This is a genomic window from Pseudomonadota bacterium, from assembly GCA_016195085.1.
In the GTDB taxonomy this organism is placed as follows: domain Bacteria; phylum Pseudomonadota; class Alphaproteobacteria; order SHVZ01; family SHVZ01; genus JACQAG01.
This window is the reverse complement of record JACQAG010000023.1, coordinates 1-21,746: the sequence shown is the minus strand read 5'-3', so window position 1 is coordinate 21,746 and position 21,746 is coordinate 1. Positions and strand designations below refer to the sequence as shown.

The 21,746-nt window shown below is 67.5% G+C and carries 25 protein-coding genes; 9 read left to right on the top strand and 16 right to left on the bottom strand.

Features of this window, described 5'->3' with window-relative positions:
• Window positions 1–47 precede the first annotated feature (47 nt).
• The 3 genes from HY058_07125 to HY058_07115 form a co-directional block, all read right to left on the bottom strand.
• Window positions 48–947, bottom strand: coding sequence for a helix-turn-helix transcriptional regulator (locus HY058_07125; GenBank protein MBI3497058.1), 900 nt, complete (start codon window positions 945–947; stop codon window positions 48–50).
• 164 nt (window positions 948–1,111) lie between these two features.
• Window positions 1,112–2,059, bottom strand: a complete 948-nt coding sequence (locus HY058_07120; protein MBI3497057.1) for a cobalamin-binding protein — start codon at window positions 2,057–2,059, stop codon at window positions 1,112–1,114.
• Window positions 2,056–2,970, bottom strand: coding sequence for a DMT family transporter (locus HY058_07115; GenBank protein MBI3497056.1), 915 nt, complete (start codon window positions 2,968–2,970; stop codon window positions 2,056–2,058). Before HY058_07115 ends, HY058_07120 begins: the two co-directional genes overlap by 4 nt.
• Window positions 2,971–3,216: 246 nt before the next feature.
• Between HY058_07115 and HY058_07110 the strand changes: the two genes are divergently transcribed.
• The 6 genes from HY058_07110 (at window position 3,217) to HY058_07085 (ending at window position 7,663) form a co-directional block, all read left to right on the top strand.
• Window positions 3,217–4,215 (top strand): ABC transporter substrate-binding protein, encoded by a 999-nt coding sequence (locus HY058_07110; protein MBI3497055.1) that lies wholly within the window; start codon window positions 3,217–3,219, stop codon window positions 4,213–4,215.
• Window positions 4,216–4,237: 22 nt separating this feature from the next.
• Window positions 4,238–5,011: an ABC transporter ATP-binding protein gene (locus HY058_07105; GenBank protein ID MBI3497054.1), complete on the top strand. Its 774-nt coding sequence runs from the start codon at window positions 4,238–4,240 to the stop codon at window positions 5,009–5,011.
• On the top strand, window positions 5,008–5,829 hold the full coding sequence (locus HY058_07100; protein MBI3497053.1) for an ABC transporter permease: 822 nt from the start codon (window positions 5,008–5,010) through the stop codon (window positions 5,827–5,829). The genes HY058_07105 and HY058_07100 overlap by 4 nt, the downstream gene beginning before the upstream one ends.
• Window positions 5,830–5,942: 113 nt before the next feature.
• A complete protein-coding gene (locus HY058_07095; GenBank protein MBI3497052.1) occupies window positions 5,943–6,596 on the top strand; it encodes a sulfite oxidase-like oxidoreductase in 654 nt (217 codons plus the stop codon).
• 27 nt (window positions 6,597–6,623) lie between these two features.
• Complete coding sequence (locus HY058_07090; protein ID MBI3497051.1) at window positions 6,624–7,184, top strand: glutathione peroxidase; 561 nt, start codon at window positions 6,624–6,626, stop codon at window positions 7,182–7,184.
• A gap of 8 nt (window positions 7,185–7,192) precedes the next feature.
• On the top strand, window positions 7,193–7,663 hold the full coding sequence (locus HY058_07085; GenBank protein MBI3497050.1) for a tetratricopeptide repeat protein: 471 nt from the start codon (window positions 7,193–7,195) through the stop codon (window positions 7,661–7,663).
• Window positions 7,664–7,690: 27 nt separating this feature from the next.
• Here HY058_07085 and HY058_07080 read toward each other — a convergent pair whose 3' ends face one another.
• From HY058_07080 to HY058_07055, 6 genes are all read right to left on the bottom strand, one after another.
• A complete protein-coding gene (locus HY058_07080; protein ID MBI3497049.1) occupies window positions 7,691–7,921 on the bottom strand; it encodes a hypothetical protein in 231 nt (76 codons plus the stop codon).
• 80 nt (window positions 7,922–8,001) lie between these two features.
• On the bottom strand, window positions 8,002–8,706 hold the full coding sequence (locus HY058_07075) for a haloacid dehalogenase type II (GenBank protein MBI3497048.1): 705 nt from the start codon (window positions 8,704–8,706) through the stop codon (window positions 8,002–8,004).
• Between the two features lie 66 nt (window positions 8,707–8,772).
• Window positions 8,773–9,552, bottom strand: coding sequence for an ABC-2 family transporter protein (locus HY058_07070; GenBank protein ID MBI3497047.1), 780 nt, complete (start codon window positions 9,550–9,552; stop codon window positions 8,773–8,775).
• Window positions 9,553–9,558: 6 nt separating this feature from the next.
• Window positions 9,559–10,359, bottom strand: a complete 801-nt coding sequence (locus HY058_07065) for a hypothetical protein (protein MBI3497046.1) — start codon at window positions 10,357–10,359, stop codon at window positions 9,559–9,561.
• Window positions 10,356–11,366 (bottom strand): ATP-binding cassette domain-containing protein, encoded by a 1,011-nt coding sequence (locus HY058_07060; GenBank protein MBI3497045.1) that lies wholly within the window; start codon window positions 11,364–11,366, stop codon window positions 10,356–10,358. The genes HY058_07065 and HY058_07060 overlap by 4 nt, the downstream gene beginning before the upstream one ends.
• Before the next feature lie 3 nt (window positions 11,367–11,369).
• Entirely contained in the window at window positions 11,370–11,549 is a 180-nt protein-coding gene (locus HY058_07055) for a hypothetical protein (protein MBI3497044.1), read from the bottom strand.
• A gap of 440 nt (window positions 11,550–11,989) precedes the next feature.
• On the opposite strand from HY058_07055, the gene HY058_07050 reads away from it, so the two are divergent.
• The gene (locus HY058_07050) at window positions 11,990–13,567 is read left to right on the top strand and encodes an ABC transporter substrate-binding protein (protein ID MBI3497043.1); all 1,578 of its coding nucleotides are present in this window, start codon (window positions 11,990–11,992) and stop codon (window positions 13,565–13,567) included.
• Between the two features lie 15 nt (window positions 13,568–13,582).
• Here the strand turns inward: HY058_07050 and HY058_07045 are convergent, their stop codons facing one another.
• Genes HY058_07045 through HY058_07035 form a run of 3 tightly spaced genes read right to left on the bottom strand, consistent with a single transcriptional unit; the run spans window position 13,583 to window position 16,478 of the window.
• On the bottom strand, window positions 13,583–14,464 hold the full coding sequence (locus HY058_07045; protein ID MBI3497042.1) for an alpha/beta fold hydrolase: 882 nt from the start codon (window positions 14,462–14,464) through the stop codon (window positions 13,583–13,585).
• 33 nt (window positions 14,465–14,497) lie between these two features.
• Entirely contained in the window at window positions 14,498–15,472 is a 975-nt protein-coding gene (locus tag HY058_07040) for a protein-L-isoaspartate(D-aspartate) O-methyltransferase (GenBank protein MBI3497041.1), read from the bottom strand.
• Window positions 15,462–16,478 carry a tyrosine-type recombinase/integrase gene (locus tag HY058_07035; GenBank protein MBI3497040.1) on the bottom strand — a complete coding sequence of 339 codons (1,017 nt, stop codon included), beginning with the start codon at window positions 16,476–16,478 and terminating at the stop codon, window positions 15,462–15,464. Before HY058_07035 ends, HY058_07040 begins: the two co-directional genes overlap by 11 nt.
• A gap of 195 nt (window positions 16,479–16,673) precedes the next feature.
• Between HY058_07035 and HY058_07030 the strand changes: the two genes are divergently transcribed.
• Entirely contained in the window at window positions 16,674–17,162 is a 489-nt protein-coding gene (locus HY058_07030) for a GNAT family N-acetyltransferase (GenBank protein MBI3497039.1), read from the top strand.
• Between the two features lie 45 nt (window positions 17,163–17,207).
• On the opposite strand, the gene HY058_07025 is transcribed toward HY058_07030, so the two are convergent.
• The 4 genes from HY058_07025 to HY058_07010 are packed head-to-tail and all read right to left on the bottom strand — an operon-like array spanning window position 17,208 to window position 20,264.
• Window positions 17,208–17,510, bottom strand: coding sequence for a HigA family addiction module antidote protein (locus tag HY058_07025; protein MBI3497038.1), 303 nt, complete (start codon window positions 17,508–17,510; stop codon window positions 17,208–17,210).
• A 27-nt stretch (window positions 17,511–17,537) separates the two neighbouring features.
• A complete protein-coding gene (locus HY058_07020; protein ID MBI3497037.1) occupies window positions 17,538–17,819 on the bottom strand; it encodes a type II toxin-antitoxin system RelE/ParE family toxin in 282 nt (93 codons plus the stop codon).
• A gap of 55 nt (window positions 17,820–17,874) precedes the next feature.
• Window positions 17,875–18,696 (bottom strand): M23 family metallopeptidase, encoded by an 822-nt coding sequence (locus tag HY058_07015; protein MBI3497036.1) that lies wholly within the window; start codon window positions 18,694–18,696, stop codon window positions 17,875–17,877.
• A complete protein-coding gene (locus HY058_07010; GenBank protein ID MBI3497035.1) occupies window positions 18,693–20,264 on the bottom strand; it encodes an exodeoxyribonuclease VII large subunit in 1,572 nt (523 codons plus the stop codon). Before HY058_07010 ends, HY058_07015 begins: the two co-directional genes overlap by 4 nt.
• A gap of 54 nt (window positions 20,265–20,318) precedes the next feature.
• On the opposite strand from HY058_07010, the gene purD reads away from it, so the two are divergent.
• A complete protein-coding gene (purD, locus tag HY058_07005) occupies window positions 20,319–21,590 on the top strand; it encodes a phosphoribosylamine--glycine ligase (protein ID MBI3497034.1) in 1,272 nt (423 codons plus the stop codon).
• Window positions 21,591–21,746 lie beyond the last annotated feature (156 nt).

Below are 21,746 nucleotides of genomic sequence, written 5' to 3'. Positions count from 1 at the left end.
TTGCGGAGATCGGCGATACCGCGAGGGCTGCCTTCAAACGGCGGCGATCATCCGAGATTGCGGCGGAACTGGCTTGGCGAAAAGCCGGTGACCTTGCGAAATGCCGCAGTGAACGAGCTGGTCTCGCGGTAGCCGAGTCGGTGGCCGATCTCGGTAATCGACAGCCCCTGGCGCGCCAGCAAGGTCTTCGCCCGCTCCATGCGCCGGCTGGTGTGGTAGCGGTGCGGCGGCATTCCGAAGGACTGCTTGAAGGCGTGCGCAAAGTGGAAAGGGCTGAGCTGCGCCAGCTTCGCCAGCGTCGACAGGGCGATCTCTTGGCCGAGATGCTCCGCGATAAACTCGGCGACCCGCTTCTGCTGCCAGGCTGCGAGCCCGCCGCGGATGACCGGCCTTGGCGCCTTGTCAGGGTTGTTGAGGCGCATGAGCTCGTGCGCGAGCACCATGCCGAGCGCTTCCGCATAGGGCCGGTCGGGGCTGGCGTTCTCCGCTTCCGCCCCGAGCTTGAGCGCTGTGGTCCACAGATTGCGATCGGCGAACGCCAATCTGGGCTTGAATGCCGTCTCGGCAAAATCGAGCTCCGGGCCGAGCAGCGGAGCGTGCGGCTCGATGTAGAGGTAAGTCGCCCGCGCTAGGCCGCGAGGCTTGTGCCAGCCGTGGAACCGATGTCCGGCGGGAACGAACGTCAGCGTCTCGCTAAACTCGCGAAGGACCGATTTCGGCAATCCTTCGACGAAGCTTTCGCCGTCGTAGCGCGCCACCTGTTCGGAGGCGATCAGCAAATGTCGGGCCGAGCAGAATCCATACTCGAAGGGATCGCGGCGAAGCACCTGGACGCTGTCGGCCTGGATGCCGCCCCAGGTCGCGAGCCGACGGCGAGCGATCGCCGCGGGCGCAATGGTGACAGTCGCATGCGGGGCGCTGGCTCTGAGGGTGGCGTCGCCGATCATCGAGGGGGTCTCATGCAGCAGGCAACGCGGCTTCGTCTGCGCCCATGCGCGCCTCAGCTCCGGTCAATGCGAAGACGAGAAGATGGGTCCGGTGTCCTTCGCCGACGGGCAACCGCGACCTTTTGCCACGCCCGCAACCTGCGCGGCAGCGCCGGCGCGCTTGCCTATCGCCCGCAACTATCCCAGCCGATCCAACCAGTTCCGCGATGGCCGAAGTCGAACAGCTCCGGGTGCAGAATCTCGGCCAGGATCTCCAAGCTTTCCGCCAGCCGCGGCCCGGGTCGGTTGAAGAAGGCGTTGCCGTCGGCCACGGCGAGACGGCGGTTCCTGACCGCGGCCAGGGCGGACCATTCCGGGCGGCGGACAAGGCAAGCGAGCTCCCTGCTGCTGCGCTCGATGCCGAAGCCGCAAGGCATGATCAAGATGGCATCGGGATCGGCGCTGACCAGGTCCTCCCAGAGGAGAGTGGGCGAATGGCGCCCGGCTTCGCCGAAGGGTGCGATGCCGCCGGCCATCGCCACCAGCTCGGGCATCCAATTGCCGGCCGCCATCAACGGATCGATCCATTCGATGCAGGCGAGACTCGGCCGTCGCCGGGCTTGGCGTGCGCGCCGGGCGATGGCATCCATCCGTTGCTTCAGCCGGCGGATGAGAGCGCTGCCGGCCTCGGCCGAGCCGAGCGCCTTGGCGAGGCGGGCGATGTCGCTCCAAACATCGCCGAGAGCGTTGGGCTTGAGGGAGACCAGAAGCGGGCGGCTCTCCAGCCAGTCGGCGAGCGCCGCTTCCACGTCGGCGAGGCTGACCGCGCAGACCTCGCATTGGTCCTGGGTCACGATCACGTCGGGCGCCAGCGCCTCGAGCCGCGCCCGATCGACGCGATAGACCGAGAGCGCATCGGCGAGGCTGGCCCTGACCCGCCTGTCGATCTCGGCGCTGCTGCCTTCGGTCGAGAAGCGGGGCTCGGTCAAGACCGGCGCGCGGGCCACCTCCGGGGGAAAGTCGCATTCATGGCTGCGGCCGACGAGATTATCGAGATGGCCGAGGGCGGCCACGATCTCGGTCGCGCTCGCAATGAGCGAGACCACGCGCGGCCGGGAGGTACGGGGGCTCATGCCGCGCCGGCCTGACGCTGCAGGCTGTGCTGGGCCTGCCAATGCTCGCCCAGGGTGACGGCAAGCCCGGTCGTCACCACCAGCGCGGCGCCGATCCAGGTCCAGAGATCGGGCAGTTGCCCGAAGACGAGGTAGCCGAGAATCGTCGCGGTGACCAAGCCGAAATAGGTGCAAGGCGCCAGGACCGAGGCCGGCGCCCGCTCGAGTCCCTTGATCACCAGGAAATGCCCGAGGGCTGCCAGCAGCCCGACCGCCAGCAACAAGGCCGCGTCGCGGGGCGAGGGCGTCACCCACAATACGGGCACGATCAGCGACATGAGCACGGCGCCGGTCGCCGCCACATAAGTGAGCGCCACCAGCGGCGGCACGCTGCCGGCGAGCCGGCGGGTCAGCATGAGATAGGAGGCGTTGACCACGGCCGAGCCGAGCGCGAACAAGCTGCCCCATTGAAAGCTGGCAAAGCCCGGGCGGACGATGATGAGGGCGCCGACGAAGCCGAGCAGCACCGCCAGCCAGCGCACGAGGCCGACCCGCTCGCGCAAGAGCCTTGGTGCGGCCGCGGCGATGATGAGCGGCGCCATGAAGAACAGCGAGGCCGCGTCTGCCATCGGCAGCATCGACAGGCTGGTGACGAAGAGCGTGGTCGAGCCCAGGAGCAAGATGCCGCGGCAAAGCTGCGGCAGGATCGGAGCCGCGATCAGGGCCGCGGCCCGATGGCGCCACAGCACTACCGGCAGCAGCACGGCCAGATGGAAGAAGTAGCGCGCCCAGATGATCTCGCCCACCGGCAGGCGCTGGCTCAGATGCTTGATCACCGCGTCCATCGTCGGCAGCAGCACCAGCGCCCCCAGCATCAAGAGAATGCCCTCGACGGTGTGCTGAGGCGTGTGGGTCGGGCCCGAAGACGGCATCTCGAACTCGCGCGAGAAGGAAGAAGCGTCAACCTAGCAGGCAGGGTACAGCGAAGCGACCGATGCCCCCACCCTAGCCCTCCCCCACCTTCGGCGGGGGAGGGGGAACGAAGCCGAAGCTCCGGCTCCCTCCCCCACGTTTCGTGGGGGAGGGACGGGGTGGGGGCACGCGACCGCATGGATTGACGCTTCGACTCCCTTCGCCTAAGCCTCGCTCAAATGGATGGCGAGGGGAGGGACCGAAGCATGCACAGCCTCATCGTCTTGGCCGCCCTCGCGATCGCCTGGGGCCCGAGCCCGGCATTGGCCGAAAAGGCGAGCGTGGCGGCGCTCAGGCTTTCGTCTTCGGGCCCGCTCTTTCTCGCCGCCGACAAGGGCTTCTTCAAGGACGAGGGCCTGGAGGTCGAGTTCAAGTTCTTCACCGCCGCGCAGCCGGTGGCGGTGGCCGTGGTCGCCGGCGATGCCGATCTCGGTGTCACCGGCTTGACCGCCGGCTTCTACAATCTCGCCGGCAAGGGTGCCCTCAAGATCATCGCCGGCCAGAGCCGCGAGGAGCCGGGCTACCGCCTCTCCGCCTACATGGCCTCGAACCAGGCCTGGGAGAAAGGGCTCCGCCAGCCCAAGGACCTGGCCGGGCGTTCCGTCGCCATGACCCAGGTCGGCTCGACCTTCCACTACATGATCGGGCTCTTGGCCGAGAAACACCGCTTCCCACTCTCCGGCATGCGGCTGGTGGCGCTCCAGAGCATTCCCAACATGGTCTCGGCCCTCCAAGGCGGCCAGGTCGAGGCGGCGGTCATGCCCTCGACCGTGGCGCTGCCGATGGCGGCGCGCGGCGAGGCGAAGATCATCGGCTGGGCCGGCGACGAGACGCCGTGGCAATTGGGGGCGCTCTTCACCCGGCCCTTCCTGATCGAGCGCAAGCGCCCGCTGGCGGAGCGTTTCGTGCGCGCCTTCCAGCGGGGTGCCGCGGCTTACGATGCGGCCTTCCAGCACAAGACCGCCGACGGCAAGCCCGCGGATGCGGACGCCTTCGCCACGGCGCTCGCCATCATCGCCAAATACACCGAGCAGCCGCGGGACTCGCTGCAGTTGGGCCTGCCCTATGTCGACCCTGAAGCGCGCTTCAGCGCCCGCGACATCGCCCATCAGGTGAAGTGGTGGCAGGGCGAGGGCCTGGTCGATGCCGGCGCCGACGCCGCCGCCATCATCGAGGCGGGCTTCGTGCCGCCGCTGCCGGACTGATCCGAGGCCAGGCCTCCGCTCCATGCAGATCATCGCCGAGTCGATCTCGCATCGCTATGACGGGCTGGAGGTTCTGGACGGCATCGCTTTTCGCGTGGAGGAAGGCGAGATCCTCGCCGTCATCGGTCCGTCCGGCTGCGGCAAGTCGACCTTGCTCGGCATCTTGGGCGGGCTCATCCAGCCCAGCTTCGGTCGGGTGAGCCTCGCCGGCGATCTCTCCCCTTCCTGTCTCAATCCGCTCACCTACGTGTTCCAGGACTTCGCGCTCCTACCCTGGCGCACGGTCTGGGGCAATGTGGCGCTGGCGCTCGAGCACCATGGGCTCACCGCCGAGATGCGGCGCCGGCGCATCGAGTCCGTGCTCGCCTTGACCGGCCTTGCCGGTTTCGCCGAAGCCTTTCCCAAGCAGCTCTCCGGCGGCATGCGCCAGCGTGTCGGCATCGCCCGGGCGCTCGCCGTCGAGCCGGCGGTCCTGCTTTTGGACGAACCGCTCTCCGCGCTCGATGCGCAGACCCGCGAGCTGTTGCTCGAGGAATTCATCCAGATCTGCGAACAGAAGCGGACGACGTCGGTCTATGTGACCCACAATCTGGATGAGGCGCTGCGCCTGGCGGACCGCGTCATGGTCTTGAGCCGGCGCCCGGGTCGGATCAAGGCGGTGATCCCGGTGGAGCGGACGCGGCGGGACCGCCGCACAGACGCCGGCAGCCGGCATCTGGCTTCGCTGCGCCAGCATCTCTGGGCGCTCATTCAGAACGAGGCCCGCGATGCCGAACGCGAGGTCATACCGCCATGACCAGGCGCGCCATCGAAGCCGGAGACGCCGCCGCTAACCCGCGTCCCCTCGGCTTTCGCGGCGGCGGCTTCGTCGCCCGGCCGCGGCCGCTGGCGGCGTGGGCAGCGCTCATCGGCGCGATCCTCCTCTGGCAGGCCGCCAGCACCGTGGGGCTGGTCTCGCCGGTCTTTCTGCCGAGCCCGGACTCGGTCGCCCGCGCGCTCTGGCGCCTGGCCCTCTCCGGCAAGCTCGCCGATCACCTCGAGGCCTCCCTCGTCCGCATCCTCGGCGGCTGGGTGATCGGCACGCTCGCCGGCCTCGCCGCCGGGACGGCGATCGGCGTCTTCAGCCTCGCCCGGGCCGCGGGCCTCCCCATCGTCTCCGCCTTGTTTCCGATTCCGAAGATCGCCCTCCTGCCGTTGTTCATTCTCTGGTTCGGCATCGGCGAGCCGGCGAAGCTCGCCACCATCGCGCTGGGCGTGTTCTTCCCGACCGTGATCGCGACGGCGAGCGGCATCGACCAGGTGCCCCGCAGCCTTATTCGCATGGCCCAGAGCTTCAACCTGCCCGGCCATGCGATCCTAAGGACGATCGTGCTTCCCGGCGCCCTGCCGGGCATTCTCTCGGGCTTTCGCATCTCCGCCTCGATCGCCCTCATCCTGGTGGTCGCTGCGGAGATGATCGGGGCGGAGCGGGGCATCGGCGCCTTCATCCTCACGGCCGGCAATCTCATGCAGACCGACCAGCTCTTGGCCGGCGTGGTCGTGCTCTCGCTCCTCGGGCTCGGCGTCGGGGCTTTGCTCTCGGCCGCCGAGCGCTGGCTCTTGCGCTGGCGGTGATCGGGATTGCAGCACTCTTCGTATCGGCCGGCACGGGATCACGAGCGCGCGAGCGGGGGCTATTCGCCGCGGCGCTGAGCCCATATCTTCCCGTCTAGTCGAGGGAGAAAGCGATGGACGGGGTTCCACGGGCCAAGCAGAAGCTGATCGAGGCCAAGGAGAAATGGGCGCGGGAAGGCCGTCTCCTGACCGGGGAGACCGCCAGCCCCGCAGCGCGCCGGCTACCGCCGGGCCAGCATCTCGTCAAGAACTGGCCGGTCCTCGACCTCGGCACGCAGCCCAATGTGCCGGCTAGGGAATGGCAGCTCGCGGTCGGCGGCCTCATCGAGCAGCCGCTCAAATGGGGATGGAGCGAGCTGTCGGCGCAGCCGGTCACCCGCCATGTCTCCGACATCCATTGCGTCACCGCCTGGTCGCGCTTCGACAATCATTGGGAGGGCGTGTCGGGGCGACACCTCGTCTCCGTGGTGCGGCCGAAGCCCGAGGCGCGCTTCGTCATGTTCAAGAGCTATGACGGCTACCAGACCAATCTGCCGCTGGCGGCCTTCGACGACGAGGGCGTGCTGCTGGCGACCGCGTGGGAGGGAAGGCCGCTCACCCGCGAGCATGGCGGTCCGGTGCGCGTGGTGGTGCCGAAGCATTATTTCTGGAAGAGTGCCAAGTGGGTCCGCCATATCTGGTTCGCGGCCAAGGAGACGAAGGGCTTCTGGGAAGTGCGCGGCTACCACAATCTGGGCGATCCCTGGCGGGAGCAGCGTTATGGCTGAACGGAGTGCCGGGAAGGAGACTCTGCCATGGCGAAATTCATCAAGTTCGCCGGCATGCTGCTGGCGGCGGCGAGCATGAGCGTGGCGCCGCCGAGTGCGGCGGGCTCCAAGGGCGGCTTCGCCTTCGAGTTCACCGGCATCGATGGCGGCAAGCTGCCGCTCGCCAAGTTCGCCGGCCACCCCGTGCTCGTGGTCAACACCGCGAGCCAATGCGGGTTCACCCCGCAATATGAGGGGCTCGAATCCCTGTGGCGGAGCTACCGCGATCGCGGTCTCGTCGTCTTGGGCGTGCCCTCCAACGATTTCGGCGAGCAGGAGCCGGGCAGCGCGGCGGAGATCAAGCAGTTCTGCGAGGTGAACTTCGCCGTCGATTTCCCCTTGACCGACAAGTACAGCGTCAGCGGTCCCGGCGCCCATCCCTTCTACAAATGGGTGGAGGCGGAGCTGGGCGAGTCCTACACGCCGCGCTGGAACTTCTACAAATACCTCTTGGCACCCGATGGCAGCTTGGCCGGGGCCTGGCCCTCGACGGTGACGCCGACATCGGCGACGATCACCCAAGAGATCGAAAAGCTGCTGGTGAAATGAGGTCGACGATGCTGCGCCTTCAGGCGGTTCTGCTTCTGGTCTTGCTCGGCTTCTCTTGGCCTGCCCTGGCGATGATCCCGACCCAGCCCTCGGCTGCGAGCAAAGGCAATCCCGACTACATGAAGGCCGACGCTCTGGTGAAGCAGGAGAAATACGCCGAGGCGATCCCGCTCTTGGAGAAGGTTCTCCTCGTCGACAACAAGAACGCCGATGCCCATAGCCTCTTGGGCCTGAGCATGCGCAAGACCGGCAAGCTCAAGGAGTCGCTCGATCAGTACCTGACCGCGATCAAGCTCGATCCCGAGCACAAGGCGGCGAACGAATATCTGGGCGAGCTCTATCTCACGATGGACGATCTCCCCAGGGCCGAGGAGCGTCTGGCGGTGCTGGACAAGCTCTGCACGCTCGGCTGCGAGGCCTATGACGATCTCAAAGAGGCGATCGCCGCCTATAAGAAGAAGAAGGGCCTCTCGGGCTAAGCAGGGCGGACCGAGCGGGAGGACGGCTCACACGCCGCCCCGGAATTGCAGCAAATGCCAATCCGCCTCTCTGCCCGGGTCGCGGGCCGGCGCATGCGGCGCCGGGATCGGCGCGAAATAGCGCAGATGCGGGCCGAGGATGGCGCGCGCCGCCGGCCCCCAATCCGCCCCTTCGCGGGCGAGCGAGGTCTCGGCCGAATACGGCGTCAACGCGCTCGAGGACTCGCCCAACGGCCAATCGATGACACGGTCGCTCATGACTCTCTCCCCATTTCCTGGGCTCGAGCCTAGGAGCGGGGCCTGGCCGGCGACATTAGACGAAGGTATGAGGGCCGAGATCAGGCGATGAGCTGGGCCAGCTCCGTCATCGTCCCCATAATGAGATCGGGCTGGTGGGGCGTGATCCCGAAGGGGCGCCGGCGGCGGTCGATGAAGCAGGTGCGCATGCCCGCCGATTTCGCGCCGATGCAGTCGAAGGCGTGATTGGCGACGAACAGCACCTCCTCCATGCCGACACCCACCATCGCCGCGGCCTTGGTGTAGGTCGCCCTATGGGGCTTGAAGCTGCCGGCGCTGGCGACCGAGATCACCTGATCGAAGGATATCCGGTGATGCTGCGTCGCGGCTTCCAGCATGTCGGGATCGCCGTTGGACAGGACCACGAGCCGGTAGCGGGTCTTGAGCCGCGCCAGCGCCTCGGGCACCTCGGGGAATGGGCGGAGCCGCTCGATTTCAGCGACCAGCCGGCGCACCTCATCCATCGTGTAAGGGATGCCGGCGCGCTCCAGCACCAGCGCCAAGGAGCGGTGCCCGATCTCCCGATAGGGCGTGTGCTCCTTGTCGAGGAGCGCATCGATCATCGAGTTCTCGAAATGCGTCCGCCGCCACCAGGTGACGAAGGAGGAAGGATCGCCGCTCCAGCCCTTTTCCGCGAGGTAGGGTGTCGCCGCCTCGATGAGACCGGTCTGCATGTCGACGACGGTTCCGTATTGATCGAACATGCAGACCTTGATGGTGCGCTTGAGCTGGTCGACCGCTTCCATGAACGCACCTCCCTCGGGGCCCCTTGATCGCGGAGAATAGCACCCGGGTGCATCGGCAATGCTTCTCTAGGGCGCGCTCAGGCTGCTGCCCGAGGTGTAGCGCTTGAGCCCCCGCTCGAAGACAAGCACGGCGAGGGACGCATAGACGAGCGCCGCGCCGAGCAGCACCGCCAGCTTCTCGAGGCTGGTCTCGCGGATCGTCTCGACCGGCACCAGGCCGATGAAGGCGGCGGGCAGCAGCGTGAACAAGAGGAGCCTGAGGAAGGGGCCGAATACGTGCTGGGGATAGACCGCGGCCATCAGCAGCATGAAATACACATCCTCGACCAGCTGCACCGTGTTCGGCAGCCAGAACACGGTGAGGCTGACGAGCGTCGCGGTCGCCACCACGATGACCGCGGCCGCACTGGCGACGAGGAGGATGAACGGCAGATCGAGAAGATCCTTGCCGGCGTATCCCAGCCACAGCACCACCGCACTCGCCAAATCGCCGAAGCCGGCGGCAATGGAGCGGCCGAAGATGAGGCTCGGCAAGGGATGGCGCGGCCGGCCCAGATGCACATCGAGGCTGCCGTCGACGATGCTGCGGGTGATGTCGCGCACCCCGCCGGCGACGAGCACGGTCAGCCCGAAGCTCCAGGCGGCGATGCCGAAGAGCAGCGCCACGTCTTCCAGTCCCCAGCCCTTGAGGCTGGAGAAGCGCTGGAAGTAGATGAGCCAGATGATGAAGAAGACGAGGTTGTTGGCGCACATGAGGGTGGCCGCGATCGCCGAGGGGAGAAAGGGCCTGAGCCCGCTCTTCACATTGAGGCGGAGCAAGGTCGCGAGGTAGGAAAAGGATCCCATGGCGGCTCAGATCCCCTCTCGGGTGATGCGGCGGATCGCCCTGTGCTCGATGGCGAGCGCGCCCGCCGCCAGCAGCGCCAGCCAGATGCCTTGCCCGAGGAGAACCTGGCCGAGCCCGGCGCTGCCGGCGTCGAGCAGGAGCGAGGCGGGGGCGTAGAGCATGGCCGCAAACGGGCTCGCCTCGGCGATGGCGCCGAGCGTGCTTGGATAGATCGAGAGCGGCAGCAGCAGGCCGCCCATGACGAAGAACAGCTTCTGCGCGATCCAGTAGACCGGTGCGGCGGTGCCCATCCAGACCGCGACCAGCCCGATGGCGAATTGCAGGAGGAAGGCGAGCGCCATGGCCAGGAGCGCGCTCAGGAGGAGGCCGGGGCCGGCGGACCAGGCGATCGGGACCGTGCCGGTCATGAGGATCGTCGCCGCGAAGCCGAAGCCGCCAAGCGCCAAGAGCCGGAACCCGCTGGCGCCGGCCCACTCGGCCGCAACGGCGGCGAGGTAGGGCACCGGACGCGAGGCCAGCTGGGCGATGCGGCCGCCTCTGATATCGGCCTCGACCTCGCGGTAGGGATAGGCCGTGGCGAAGACGATCCACTCGGTGACCGCGACGTACCAGATCAGCCCTTCGGTGTCGTAGCCGGGTCCGGCGAGCTCGGCCAGGGGGGTCGATTGCCAGATGCCCTGGAAGATCAGCAGCACCAGGCCGTAGAGGAGTGCGCGGCCGAGGAGTGCCGCGCGCTCGATGCCGGCGCGCTGCCAGCCCATGGCGAACAGCGCCAGCATGGCCTTGGCCTGCTGTGCGGCAGTCACGAAGCGCCCCATTCGGCGGGCTCGCGCCGGTCGCCGCGGTAGATCGCCTTGATGACGTCCTCCAAGGGCGGGTTCTCGATCATCAAATCCTGGATGGTGAGACGCTCCATCGCCTCCGCCACGACCTTCTGGATCGGCATCCGGGCGGTGTCGACGGCAAGGCTGAGCCGGTAAGGCGCCCTCGCCGCCACCTCGACGCCGTCGAGCGCCAGAAGCGGCTCTTCCTCGGCGGTGGTCAGCGTCACCATGCGGCGGCCGAGATAGTCGCGTCTCAGCTTGTCCAGGCTCACATCCATGATCAGCCGGCCGTGGTCGATGACGATGACCCGCTCGCAGATCTTCTCGATGTCGCCGGTGTCGTGCGAGGTCAAGAGCACGGTCGTGGCATCGGCGCGGGAGAGCTCGTTCAAGTGATCGCGCAGCGCCGCCTTGGCGGTCACGTCGAGACCGATGGTCGGCTCGTCCAGGAACAGAATCCCCGGCCCGTGCAGCAAGGCGGCGGCGATCTCGCAGCGCATGCGCTGGCCTAGGGAGAGCTGGGAAGCCGGCCGGTCCATGAAGTCGCCGATGGCGAAGGCGTGGGTCAGGCGCGCCTTCTGGGTGAGAAACGCCGCCCGGCTCACACCGTAGATGCGGGCGAGCAGCCAGAAGCTGTCGGCGACCGGCAACTGCGGCCAGAGCTGCGAGCGCTGGCCGAAGACGATGCCGATGCGCGATGCGAGCCGCCGCCGCGCCTGCCAGGGGACGAGCCCCGCCACCTCGGCATGGCCGGCGCTCGGCGTCAGCATGCCCGTCAGCATCTTGAGGGTCGTCGACTTGCCGGCGCCGTTCGGGCCGATGAAGGCCACGCGCTCGCCCGCCTCGACCGCGAAGCTGACGCCGATGACCGCCGGCACCTCGATCGGCCGCGACGGCCGGAAGAGCTGGCTCAGACGGCCGAGCCCGCCGGCCGGCCGGGATCTCCTATGGAAGGTCTTGGCGAGCTTATCGAGGCGGAGCGCGGGCATGGCTCACTCCTCATCGCGGGGCGGCGGCGCCTCGCTCAGCCGCTCGGCCGCACCCCAGCGGGCGCGGAGCTGATCCCAGAGATGCGTGCCTTCCGGGCGCACCCGCACGCTCGGCGCAGGGGTTCGTTCCGCGCCGGACGGATTTTCGGCGATTGCCGCATTCGCTCTCTCGTCCCCGGCCATGGCGATCTCCGTTGTCGCCGGAGCGTCCCGCCGAGGCCCATGAAAAAGGCCCCGACGGTGTCCGGCGGGGCCTTGGTGTCTCGGGTTACGTCGCGAAACTCAGCGCGCCATGACCTCCGACGGCCCACCGGTGTGGGTCGAGAGAATGCACATGACCTGTTGCTTCGTAGCGTAACGCATGCCGGCACCATAATCGATGCGGCGAACGCCGGCAAAGAGTTTCGCCGGACAGGCGCTCGAAAGTGAGGCGATGCGTGCAGGAAAGTCACACCAGCGGGCCGACATTGCCGCCCTGGTACCGACTTTCGTAGAAAGTCGGTACAAATCCCTTTAGGCAACGCGATCAGGTACTGGGGCCGCCCCGTCTAATCTCAGAGGGTCTACTCTCTCAGGGCGCCATTCGAGTCCGCCTGGGGGTTGTCTCGAATCGGGAGGACACCATGATGCATCGTCGCAGCTTCCTCAAGGCAAGTGCGGCCGCGCTGGCGCTCCCCGCCATCGCGCGGGCCGAATCCAGCCGCGTCATCCGCTTCGTGCCGGCGGCGGATCTCGCCGTTTTCGATCCGATTTGGACGACCGCGTCCCAGAGCACCGATCATGCCCATCTGGTCTACGACATGCTTTGGGGCATGGATGCGCGCTACCAGGTGCAGCCGCAGATGCTGGAAGGCCATGTGGTCGAGGCCGAGGGCACGCTCTGGCGGCTCACCTTGCGCGACGGGCTCAAATGGCATGATGGCGAACGCGTGCTGGCCCGCGACTGTGTTGCCAGCATCCGCCGATGGGCGGCGCGCGATAGCTTCGGCCAGGCGTTCCTGGCCGCCGCCGAGGAGATCGCCGCCCTCGACGACCGCACGATCCGCATTCGCCTTAAATATGCGTTCCCGGTCGCCGATGCCCTGGGCAAGTCCTCGGCGAATGTCTGCGCGATGATGCCGGAACGCTTCGCCTCGAGCGATCCCTTCAGCCAAGTGACGGCGACGATCGGCAGCGGTCCCTATATCTACCGGGCCGCGGAGCGCAATCCCGGCGCCCGCGTCGTCTATGAGCGCAACCCTGCCTATGTGCCGCGATCCGGCGGTTCGGTCTCGGGCACCGCCGGGCCGAAGATCGCCCATTTCGACCGGGTGGAATGGTGGATTCTGCCGGATGCGACGACGGCGGCGGCCGCCCTCCAGCGTGGCGAGGTCGACTGGGTGTTGACGCCCAATGCCGATCTGCTGGAAACGCTCCGGGCCCGCAAGGATCTGGTGGTCACCGTGCATTTGCCGGCGGGATCGATCTCGTGCATGCGGTTCAACCAATTGCAGCCGCCCTTCGACAAGGCGGAGATCCGCCGCGCGCTGTTTCCGGCCATCGTCCAGTCCGACTACATGATCGCCATGAACGGCGATGACCGCTCGCGCTGGCAGGATGGCGTCGGCTATTTCTGTCCGGGCATGCCGATGGCGAACGGGGCGGGCATGGAGGCGCTCACCGGACCGCGCAGCGTGGACGCCGCCAAGCGCGCCTTGGAAGAGGCCGGCTACAAGGGCGAGAAGGTGGTGCTGCTGGGCCCGGCGGACGTGCCTTATGCGAAGATCTTCGCCGACGTCACCGCCGATCTCTACCGGCGGCTCGGCCTCAACCTCGACTACCAGGTGATGGACTGGGGTACCTTGGTGCAGCGCCGGAGCAAGACCGATGGGTTGGACAAGGGCGGCTGGAGCGTCTTCCAGACGAATTGGCCCGGCGCCGACCAGGCCAACCCCGCCGTCCACGCGTTTCTGCGCGGCAGCGGCAAGATGGCCGCACCGGGCTGGCCCACGAGCCCACGCATCGAGGAGCTGCGCGAGGCCTGGCTGCGCAGCAACGAGGCCGCGCAGCAGCGGAAGATCGCCGAAGCCATCCAGCAGCAGGCCTTCCAGGAGGTGCCCTATATCCCCTTGGGCCAGATGATCCAGCCCACCGCCCATCGCGCCGATCTCAGCGGCCTCGTCCAGCGCGCAACGGTGTTCTGGAACATCAGGCGCGGGTGAGTATCGGCGGCGGCGCTAGCCGGCCGTTCGGCAGGCGTCGTGAGCGATGAAACCCGCAATCGCGTCAATCAAGGCTTCCGGTTCGTCGACTCGGATTTGGTGGCTGCTCTTCTCGAAGATGCGGAGGTCCGAACCGGGAATGAGGCGGTGGATCTCCTCGGAGAATTCGGGTGGACAGATCCAGTCGTGCCGGCCAGCGAGAATCAGTGTCGGGGAGGCAATGTTCTTCAGCTCCGGCCGCAGATCGAAGCTGTGTAGGAACCCACCGGGCGACCACCCGCGGTTTTGCGCCTCGGGCGAAGGTATCGAGCGCTCGTGTGACGACTCTGGCGCCTCGGCGTCGTATCGGACCGAGTAAAGCGGACCCGTGACCGCGTAATAGCGGCGCATGGCTTCGATCGTGGTAAGAGCACCCGTAGAGAGCTTCTCGAAAGCCGCCTGCTGCTCGGGCGTGCCGCACTTGCGCAGGTATTGTTTAGCACGCGTGATGAAGCCGTTATGGGCCGCGGTTACAATAAGGATCAGATGCGAGACGCCGGCGGGATATCGCGCCGCGTGCGCCATGGCGACCATGCCACCGTAACTCGTCCCGATCGAAACGATCGGCCCGGTCCCGAGATGGCGCCGCAGCGCCTCCATGTCCTCGACGCTCTCGTCCAGAGTGTACTTGGCGGCGTCTCCACGTGCGGAACGGCCATGCCCGCGGTGGTCGAAGTAGATGAGCTGCATCCTGGTCGCGAGCGGAGAGTATGCCGGCTTGAAGCCGCTATGATCGCTTCCAGGCCCGCCATGTACCACCATCGCGACCGGCCTCTCGCGCATCATGGCGCCATCGGGCACGAGGCCCATCCCCTCGACGTCGAAATAGATAATCGTATCTCTTATCGTCGCGCGCATCTGTATCTCCGGTGATGCCGCGGGCTGGGCTATTTAGTTCTGGCGCCTGCGTTTGCGCGGCGGCGGTTCCACCGCGACCGGCGCGGTCGAGAACCAATAGCCGGTGCCTCGGAGCCAGAGGGTGTCGTCGGGTTTTTCCGGGGGCCGGCGCAGCGAGCTGATGGCGGTGAAATCCGAAAATCGCAGCGCGCCCCTCAGCTTCTCCGCGGATCTCTCATCGCGACCGCCGATGCAGGGGAAGATGCCGACCCGGCTGACGAAGCGCACGGCGTAGCGCGAACCCTTGGGCTCGATCAGGAGATAGGCGCCGAACCCGTTGCGGCCCGAACCGCGCGGGCCCCAGCCACGGGGCAGATCCTCGACGGTCAGCGGCACCAGCAGCTTGCCGCTTACCTCGAGCGCATCCAGCCAGGGGAGGGCGATCTCGGTCACGCCGGCGTTGACGACGACGACGTCCGCCGCTTCGGGGGTGAAGGTGAAGCCGTTCTCGGCGATGACCCGGGCCTGCGGCCATTTCCTGAGATTGCGCCGCGCACGAAGTGAGAGCTCCGGGTCGACCTCGATCGCGGTCACCCGTCCGTGGCGCCCGACGATCTCGGAGAGGATCGCGCTGTAATAGCCGGTGCCGGCGCCGATATGCACCACATGCTGGCCGCGCCCGAGGCGGAGCTGATCCATCAGGAACGCCCACAGCGCCGGCTCGCCATTGTTGAGCCGCCGGCTTTCGTCGATCGGCACCAGCACATTGTGATAGAGGCGCCTGGGATCGGCATCGGGCGTGGTGAACGCCTGGTCGGGCCGCATCGCCGGCAGGATCGTCCAAGGTCCGGGGCCTAGAAACCGTTCGCGCGGCACCGTGGCGAACGCATCGACGACCAGCCTTGAATGGGCCGGCGCGCAATGGCGGAGCTCCTCCGCATAGAGGCGCCTTGCCTGCTTCAGGCTGATGGTGGTGCGCTTGCGCGTTTGGGCGCGGCGGCGCGCCGGCTTCTCCGGATCAGAGCGCAATGCGTTCGATCTCCTCTAGGGTGACCGGCGGCCGGGTCTGGTCATAGGCCAAGGTCGATTTGGCCGAAGCGTGGGCGGCGATGGCCTGGGCCTGGGAAGCCGTACCGCCATTGGCAAAAAACGCCGTGAGCCCGGTTGCGCGAAAGCTGTGGCAACCGATCCGGGCCTCGATGCCGGCTTCGGCCGCCCGGCGCCGGATCATCCGGTAGGCATCGATCCTGGTCATCGCCCGCTCGGCCGGTCGGCCGGCGCGGCCGCGCAGCGAGGGAAACAGCCAGCGCCGGCGCGCATCGACGGGCCCGAGCCCGGCGATGTAGGCATCGAGATACTGCGCCAGCCTCGGGTGCGCCGGCAGCTCATGCAGCCTTCCGCCCTTCTCGTGCAACCGGAGCCAGCGCCGCTTGCCGAGGAGATAGTAGTCCTCGATGCGCATGGCGATCACGGCGCCGATGCGGGCACAGCCATAGACAAGGAGCGCGATGAGCGCCCGGTCTCGGAGCCCGATGCGCGTGGTGGTGTCGATGGATTGGAGAAGCTGCCGGGTCTCCGCCGCCGAGAGCGCCGGCCGCCGCGCCGGGGAGGGCGCGCGGCGGGGCCCGCGGATGGTCCGGGTGGGGTCGTATTTGAGCGCGTTCGCCGCGACCAGCCATCCGAACGCCCCGTGCAGCGCCGCCGCGTGCTGGCGCGCCGTCGCCGGCTTGACCTCGCGGCAGAGCGCTTCGAAGTAGATCCGGGCGTGCTCGGAGCCGATCAGCGCCGGGTCGTCGATGTGCTTCGCCCTGCACCAAGCGGTGAAGCGGCGGAGGGCCGCCTCGTAGGCCGAGCGCGTATTCGCGTTGCCGAGCCCGGCGGCGAAGGTTTCGAGAAAAGCCTTGCCGAACGGGCTCTCGCCCTCGGCCAGCAGCCTTTGCAAGGCCGCCATGCCCGCGGCCGACGACCAGCTGCGCCACGGTCCGGGTTGGACCGGCTGCAGCCTCGGTGCGGGATTCGGGGGACGCTTCACCATGGTTATTTATACAACATAGAAAACTGTTATGTTACATAAAAATCGACGGGCAAGAGCCCCTTCCTGCCGCTAGGCCGATGGTCCGACGGGGTTGGCGGCTTCGGTGGCACCGAGGAGCTGAAGCGCCTCATCGCCACGCCGTTGCGCGCGCCGCGGCCGGTGGACGACCTGAGGGGGCAGCCCTAAGCTCAACCGATGGCCGCGGTGCGATTGGCTACTGTTTCCGACATCCCAGTGCTCGCCACGCTCGTGGCGGAGCTTCTCCAGCACTACGACATGCACGTGCCGAGCAAGAGGGATATCTCACGGGCGATTGCAGCCCAGCTCGCAAGGGGCGACTTCTTGCTGGCGGTCGAGGATGACGACCTCCTGGGATTTGCCTCCTACGTCGTGCTTTTTCCCGGGCTCGGCATGGAGCCGCAGCTCTACATGAAAGATCTCTACACCGCCGCCGCGGCGCGCGGCCGCGGTGTCGCCAAGGCGTTGCTGCGCGGCCTGGCGCGAAATGCGAAGGAGCTTGGCTGCGTTCGCATTGATTGGACGGCCGAGCAGGACAATACCCAAGCGCAGGCCGTCTACCGGGCGCTGGGTGCCCGCATCGTCGAGGACAAAATCTATTACCGCCTCGATGCGTCTGCCATTGCCCGGTTGAGCGACGGTGAAGACACGGAGCAGTCGCGCTGACGCGAATCCAGGGAATGCTCTCGGCGAACGAGCGTGGCTTTGCAGCTATGCCGCGCGGTTCCGCTTGTAGGGCTTGATGCGGGCAATTTCGGCCTCAATCCGGCGCTTCGCCTCCAGGGTATCGAACGCATTCTGCAGCCTGAGGAAATAGCCCTCGGAGAGACCAAAGAATTTGCACAGCCGCAAATCCGTGTCGGCCGTAACGGTGCGCGCGCCCTTGATGATCGAGTGAATGCGATTGGGCGGCACCCCGATCGCACTCGCGAGTCGGTTTTGGCTCACCCCGATCTCGTCCAAGAACTCGTGCCTCAGTATGTCGCCCGGGTGAGGATTGCGAAGCAGCGCCATCGCCGAATCTCCAAAGCATGTCGATTGTCAATGATAGTCCACGATCTCGACGCCATCGGCGTCCCCTTCATCCCAGATAAAGCAAATGCGCCACTGATCAATGATGCGGATACTCATTTGTCCCTTGCGCGAACCCTGAAGAGCCTCCAGGCGATTGCCCGGCGGATTTCGGAGGTCGTCCAACCTATGCGCGGCATCGAGCTGCCGCAGCTTGCGCAGCGCGCGATCTTGAAGATCCGCCGGAAACTTACGGTTAGACCGTCCTTGCCAAACGCGCGCGGTGTCCTTGCATCGAAACGAGCGGATCACGAGTTCATCGTATTGTTGTCCGATACGCAGTACGTATCAAGTACCATTTCGCCGTCTAGTTCTCCCCAACCGGCGGCATCGGCGGCAAGAGCAGGGCCGGGTCGACGTGGACAGTGAAGAGGCTCATGCCCCAGTGGAGATGCGGGCCGGTGGCGCGGCCGGACTGGCCGACGGCGCCGAGGGGATCGCCCCGCTTGACGCTCTGGCCCACCATCACATCGGCCCGCGACATATGCGCATAGACGGTGGAGAGCCCGTAGCCATGGTCGATCATCATGGTGATGCCGGTGAAGAACATATCGGGATGCACCAGGCGGACCACACCGTCGGCCGGGGCCTTGATCTGCATGCCGACCGGGGCGGCGATGTCGACGCCATTGTGCCAGGCGCGCGGCTGGCCGTTGAGCACGCGCTGGCTGCCGAACACGCTGGAGATCCGGCCGATCACCGGCCAGGCGAAGCCGCGCCGGTACCAGGGCTCGGGCGAGTCGAGGGCGCGCACTTCGGCGATCTGCCGGTTGTCGTCGCGGATACGGGCGATGTCCTCGGGCTTCGGCGTCACCATGCGCTCGGGCAAGCCCTCGATGCGCTGGATGTCCCATTCCCGGCGCTGGATCTGGAGGAGGTGCGTCTCGGTCTTGCCGTCGGCATAGGCGACCTCGAGTCGCGCCTCCTCCGCCGCATCGTGGCCGAAGGCGAGAAGGAAGGCGCCGTCCGGGCCGACATGGGCCGGCTTGCCGTCGAGGCTGACAGCAGCCCCCGGCGCGGCCAAGCCTTCGACGAGAGAGCCTTGGGTGAGCTTGCCCTCGAGCGTGAGCGCGGCTGCCGGCGCGGTCGCGAGGCCGAGCGCCAGCAGGATGAACGCCAGCGCTCTCACAAGAGCGAGCCCTGGTCGCCGCCGTCGCGTCTGGACCCCCGCCCGCGCGGCGATTTGGCGGTGCCGCTGACGGTGACCCCGGCTTCGCCGTCGGCGAAGCGCAGCGTGAGCGGGTCCATGGGCTTCAAGGCCTTGGCGGAGGTCACCGGCGATCCCGCAGCATCGCGCACCAGCGCAAAGCCGCGTTCCAGCACCCGCTCATAGGAGAAGCTCTGCAGCAGGGCAACCAGGCCGGAGAGCCGCGTCTCTAAGGTACCAAGCTCGCGTCGGGCACCCTGTGTCAGCCGCGGGGCCAGATCGCCGATGCGCTCCCGGCCGTTCCGCACGCTCAGCAGGATCGGCTGTGGCCGGAGGCGCTGGGCGGAGCGCTCGAATCCGTGCCGGCGCTCAATGAGGAACCGGTGCGAGGCGGCGGACAGCCGGTGGACCACGAGCTCGACCGCGGCCTTCGCCGCCGCCATGAGCTGGCGCGGATCGCCGAGCTTGGAGGCGGCGCCGTCGAGCCGCGCCCGGCGGTCGCGCACGTAGTTCGGCAGCGCATTGGCCAGGCGCTCGGCGCGGTCATCGAGGCGCTGCATGGCGGTTTGGATGAGGGCGACCGGGTCGCCCAGCCCGCGCGCCAGCCCGGTCAGATGGATCCGCTGCTCGCCGATCAGGCGTTGGCTCGCCGCCGCCGCCCGGCTGCCCATCTCCAGGATGCGGGCCAAGAGCTCGGCCTTGACCGGCACGGCGCGCTCGGCTGCGGCGGTCGGCGTCGGCGCCCGGAGGTCGGCGGCCCAGTCGATCAAGGTCGTATCGGTCTCGTGGCCGACGCCGGAGATGAGCGGGATCGCCGAGAGGGCGGCGGCGCGCACCACCCGCTCCTCGTTGAAGGCCATCAGATCCTCGAGGCTGCCGCCGCCGCGCGCCACGATGATGAGCTCGGGCCGCGGCACCGCGCCCCCGGGGGTAAGCCGGTTGAAACCTTCGATTGCCAGGGCGATCTGCTCGGCGGCCCCTTCGCCCTGGACCGCCACCGGCCAGACCAGCACATGGCGGGGAAAGCGCTCCGCCAGCCGGTGCAGAATGTCGCGGATGACCGCCCCGGTGGGCGAGGTCACCACGCCGATGACGGCGGGCAGCAGCGGCAAGGGCTTCTTCCGCGCCGCATCGAACAGGCCTTCGGCGGCAAGCCGCTTGCGGCGCTCCTCGATGAGCTTGAGCAAGGCGCCTTCGCCCGCCAGCTCCATCGATTCGATCACCAGCTGATACTGGGAGCGGCCGGGATATGTGGTGATCTTGCCGGTGGCCACCACCTCCATGCCGTCCTCGGGATTGAGCCCGAGGCGGGAGAACACGCCCCGCCAGGCGACCGCCTCCAGGACCGCATCCGCATCCTTGAGCCGGCAGTAGAAATGCCCGGAGACGTGGCGCTTGCTGCCGGACAGCTCGCCCCTGACCCTGACCCGCTCGAAGGCGCCCTCGACGGTGCGCTTCAAGGCGACCGAGAGTTCGCCCACGGTGAATTCCGGCAAATTGCCGGGCGCCAGCGGGAGCGCTTGAGCCGATGGACTGCGTGCCTTGGCCATGGACGGAAGCATGATACAAGACCAGCCGAGTGGGACAAAGAAATGGAGCCAGGAATGCGGGTCTTGGTGGTGGGCTCCGGTGCGCGCGAGCATGCGCTGTGTTGGGCGATCGCAGCCTCGCCTCTGGTGGATCGGCTCTACGCAGCGCCGGGCAATGCCGGGATCGCGAATGAGGCTATCTGTGTGCCGATCGGTGTCGGCGATCTCGATGGCCTCGTCGCCTTCGCCAAGACCGGGGACATCGACTTCGTCGTCATCGGCCCCGAGGCGCCCTTGGTCGCCGGCCTTGCCGACCGGATGGCGGCGGTGGGCATCAAGACCTTCGGGCCGAGCGCCGCGGCGGCCGCACTCGAAGGCTCCAAGAGCTTCACCAAGGAGCTTTGCCGCGCCAACGACATTCCGACCGCCGCCTATGAGCGCTTCACCGATCTCGGCGCCGCCGAGGCCTATGTGAGACGAAAGGGTGCGCCGATCGTGATCAAGGCCGACGGCCTTACCGCCGGCAAGGGCGTCGTCGTCGCTGCGACGGTCGAGGAGGCGATCGACGCGCTCCGCGCCATGCTGGGTGCCAAGCGCTTCGGCGCTGCCGGCGCCAGCCTCGTGGTCGAGGAATTCCTCGAAGGCGAGGAGGCGAGCTTTCATGCGCTCATCGACGGCACCAATGTGCTGGCGCTGGCCTCCGCCCAGGACCACAAGCGCGTCGGCGACGGCGATGTCGGTCCCAACACCGGCGGCATGGGCAGCTATTCGCCGGCGCCGGTGGTGAGCGAGCGCGTGGCGGAGGCGATCATGACCCGCATCATCAAGCCCACGGTGAGCGCGATGGCGGCGATGGGCCGGCCGTTCAAGGGCGTGCTCTATGCCGGCGTGATGGTGACCGCCCAAGGCCCGAAGCTCATCGAATACAACGTCCGCTTCGGCGATCCGGAGGCGCAAGTGCTGATCCCGCGCCTGCAGTCGGATCTGCTGCCGGCGCTGGTTGCCGCCGCAGACGGCGAGCTGAAGCAGTTCCAGCTGCGCTGGCATGACCGGGCCGCACTCTGCGTCGTCATGGCGGCCAAGGGCTATCCCGAGGCGCCGCAGCGCGGCACCGAGATTCGCGGCCTCGATGACGCGGCAGCGCTGCCCGACGTCATCGTCTTCCATGCCGGCACCAAGGAAGTGGGCGGCCGGATCCTGGCCGATGGCGGGCGCGTGCTGGGTGTGACCGCGCTCGGTACCGACGTGGCCGAGGCGCAGCGCAATGCCTATGCGGCCGTCGATCGCATCGACTGGCCCGGCGGCTTCTGCCGCCGCGACATCGGCTGGCGGGCGATCAAGCGCTAGCGCGTGATCCGGTGAAGTGCGATCACCCCCTCACCCTTCCCTTGTATGGGGCTTTTTCTGTCAAGGGCGATTTGGGGCATTTGATCCTCCTGGATTGGGGGGCTGGAAGATTTCTGCTGATCGATCCGAGTGGAGCTCGCGTTGGGGGCGCGGGCG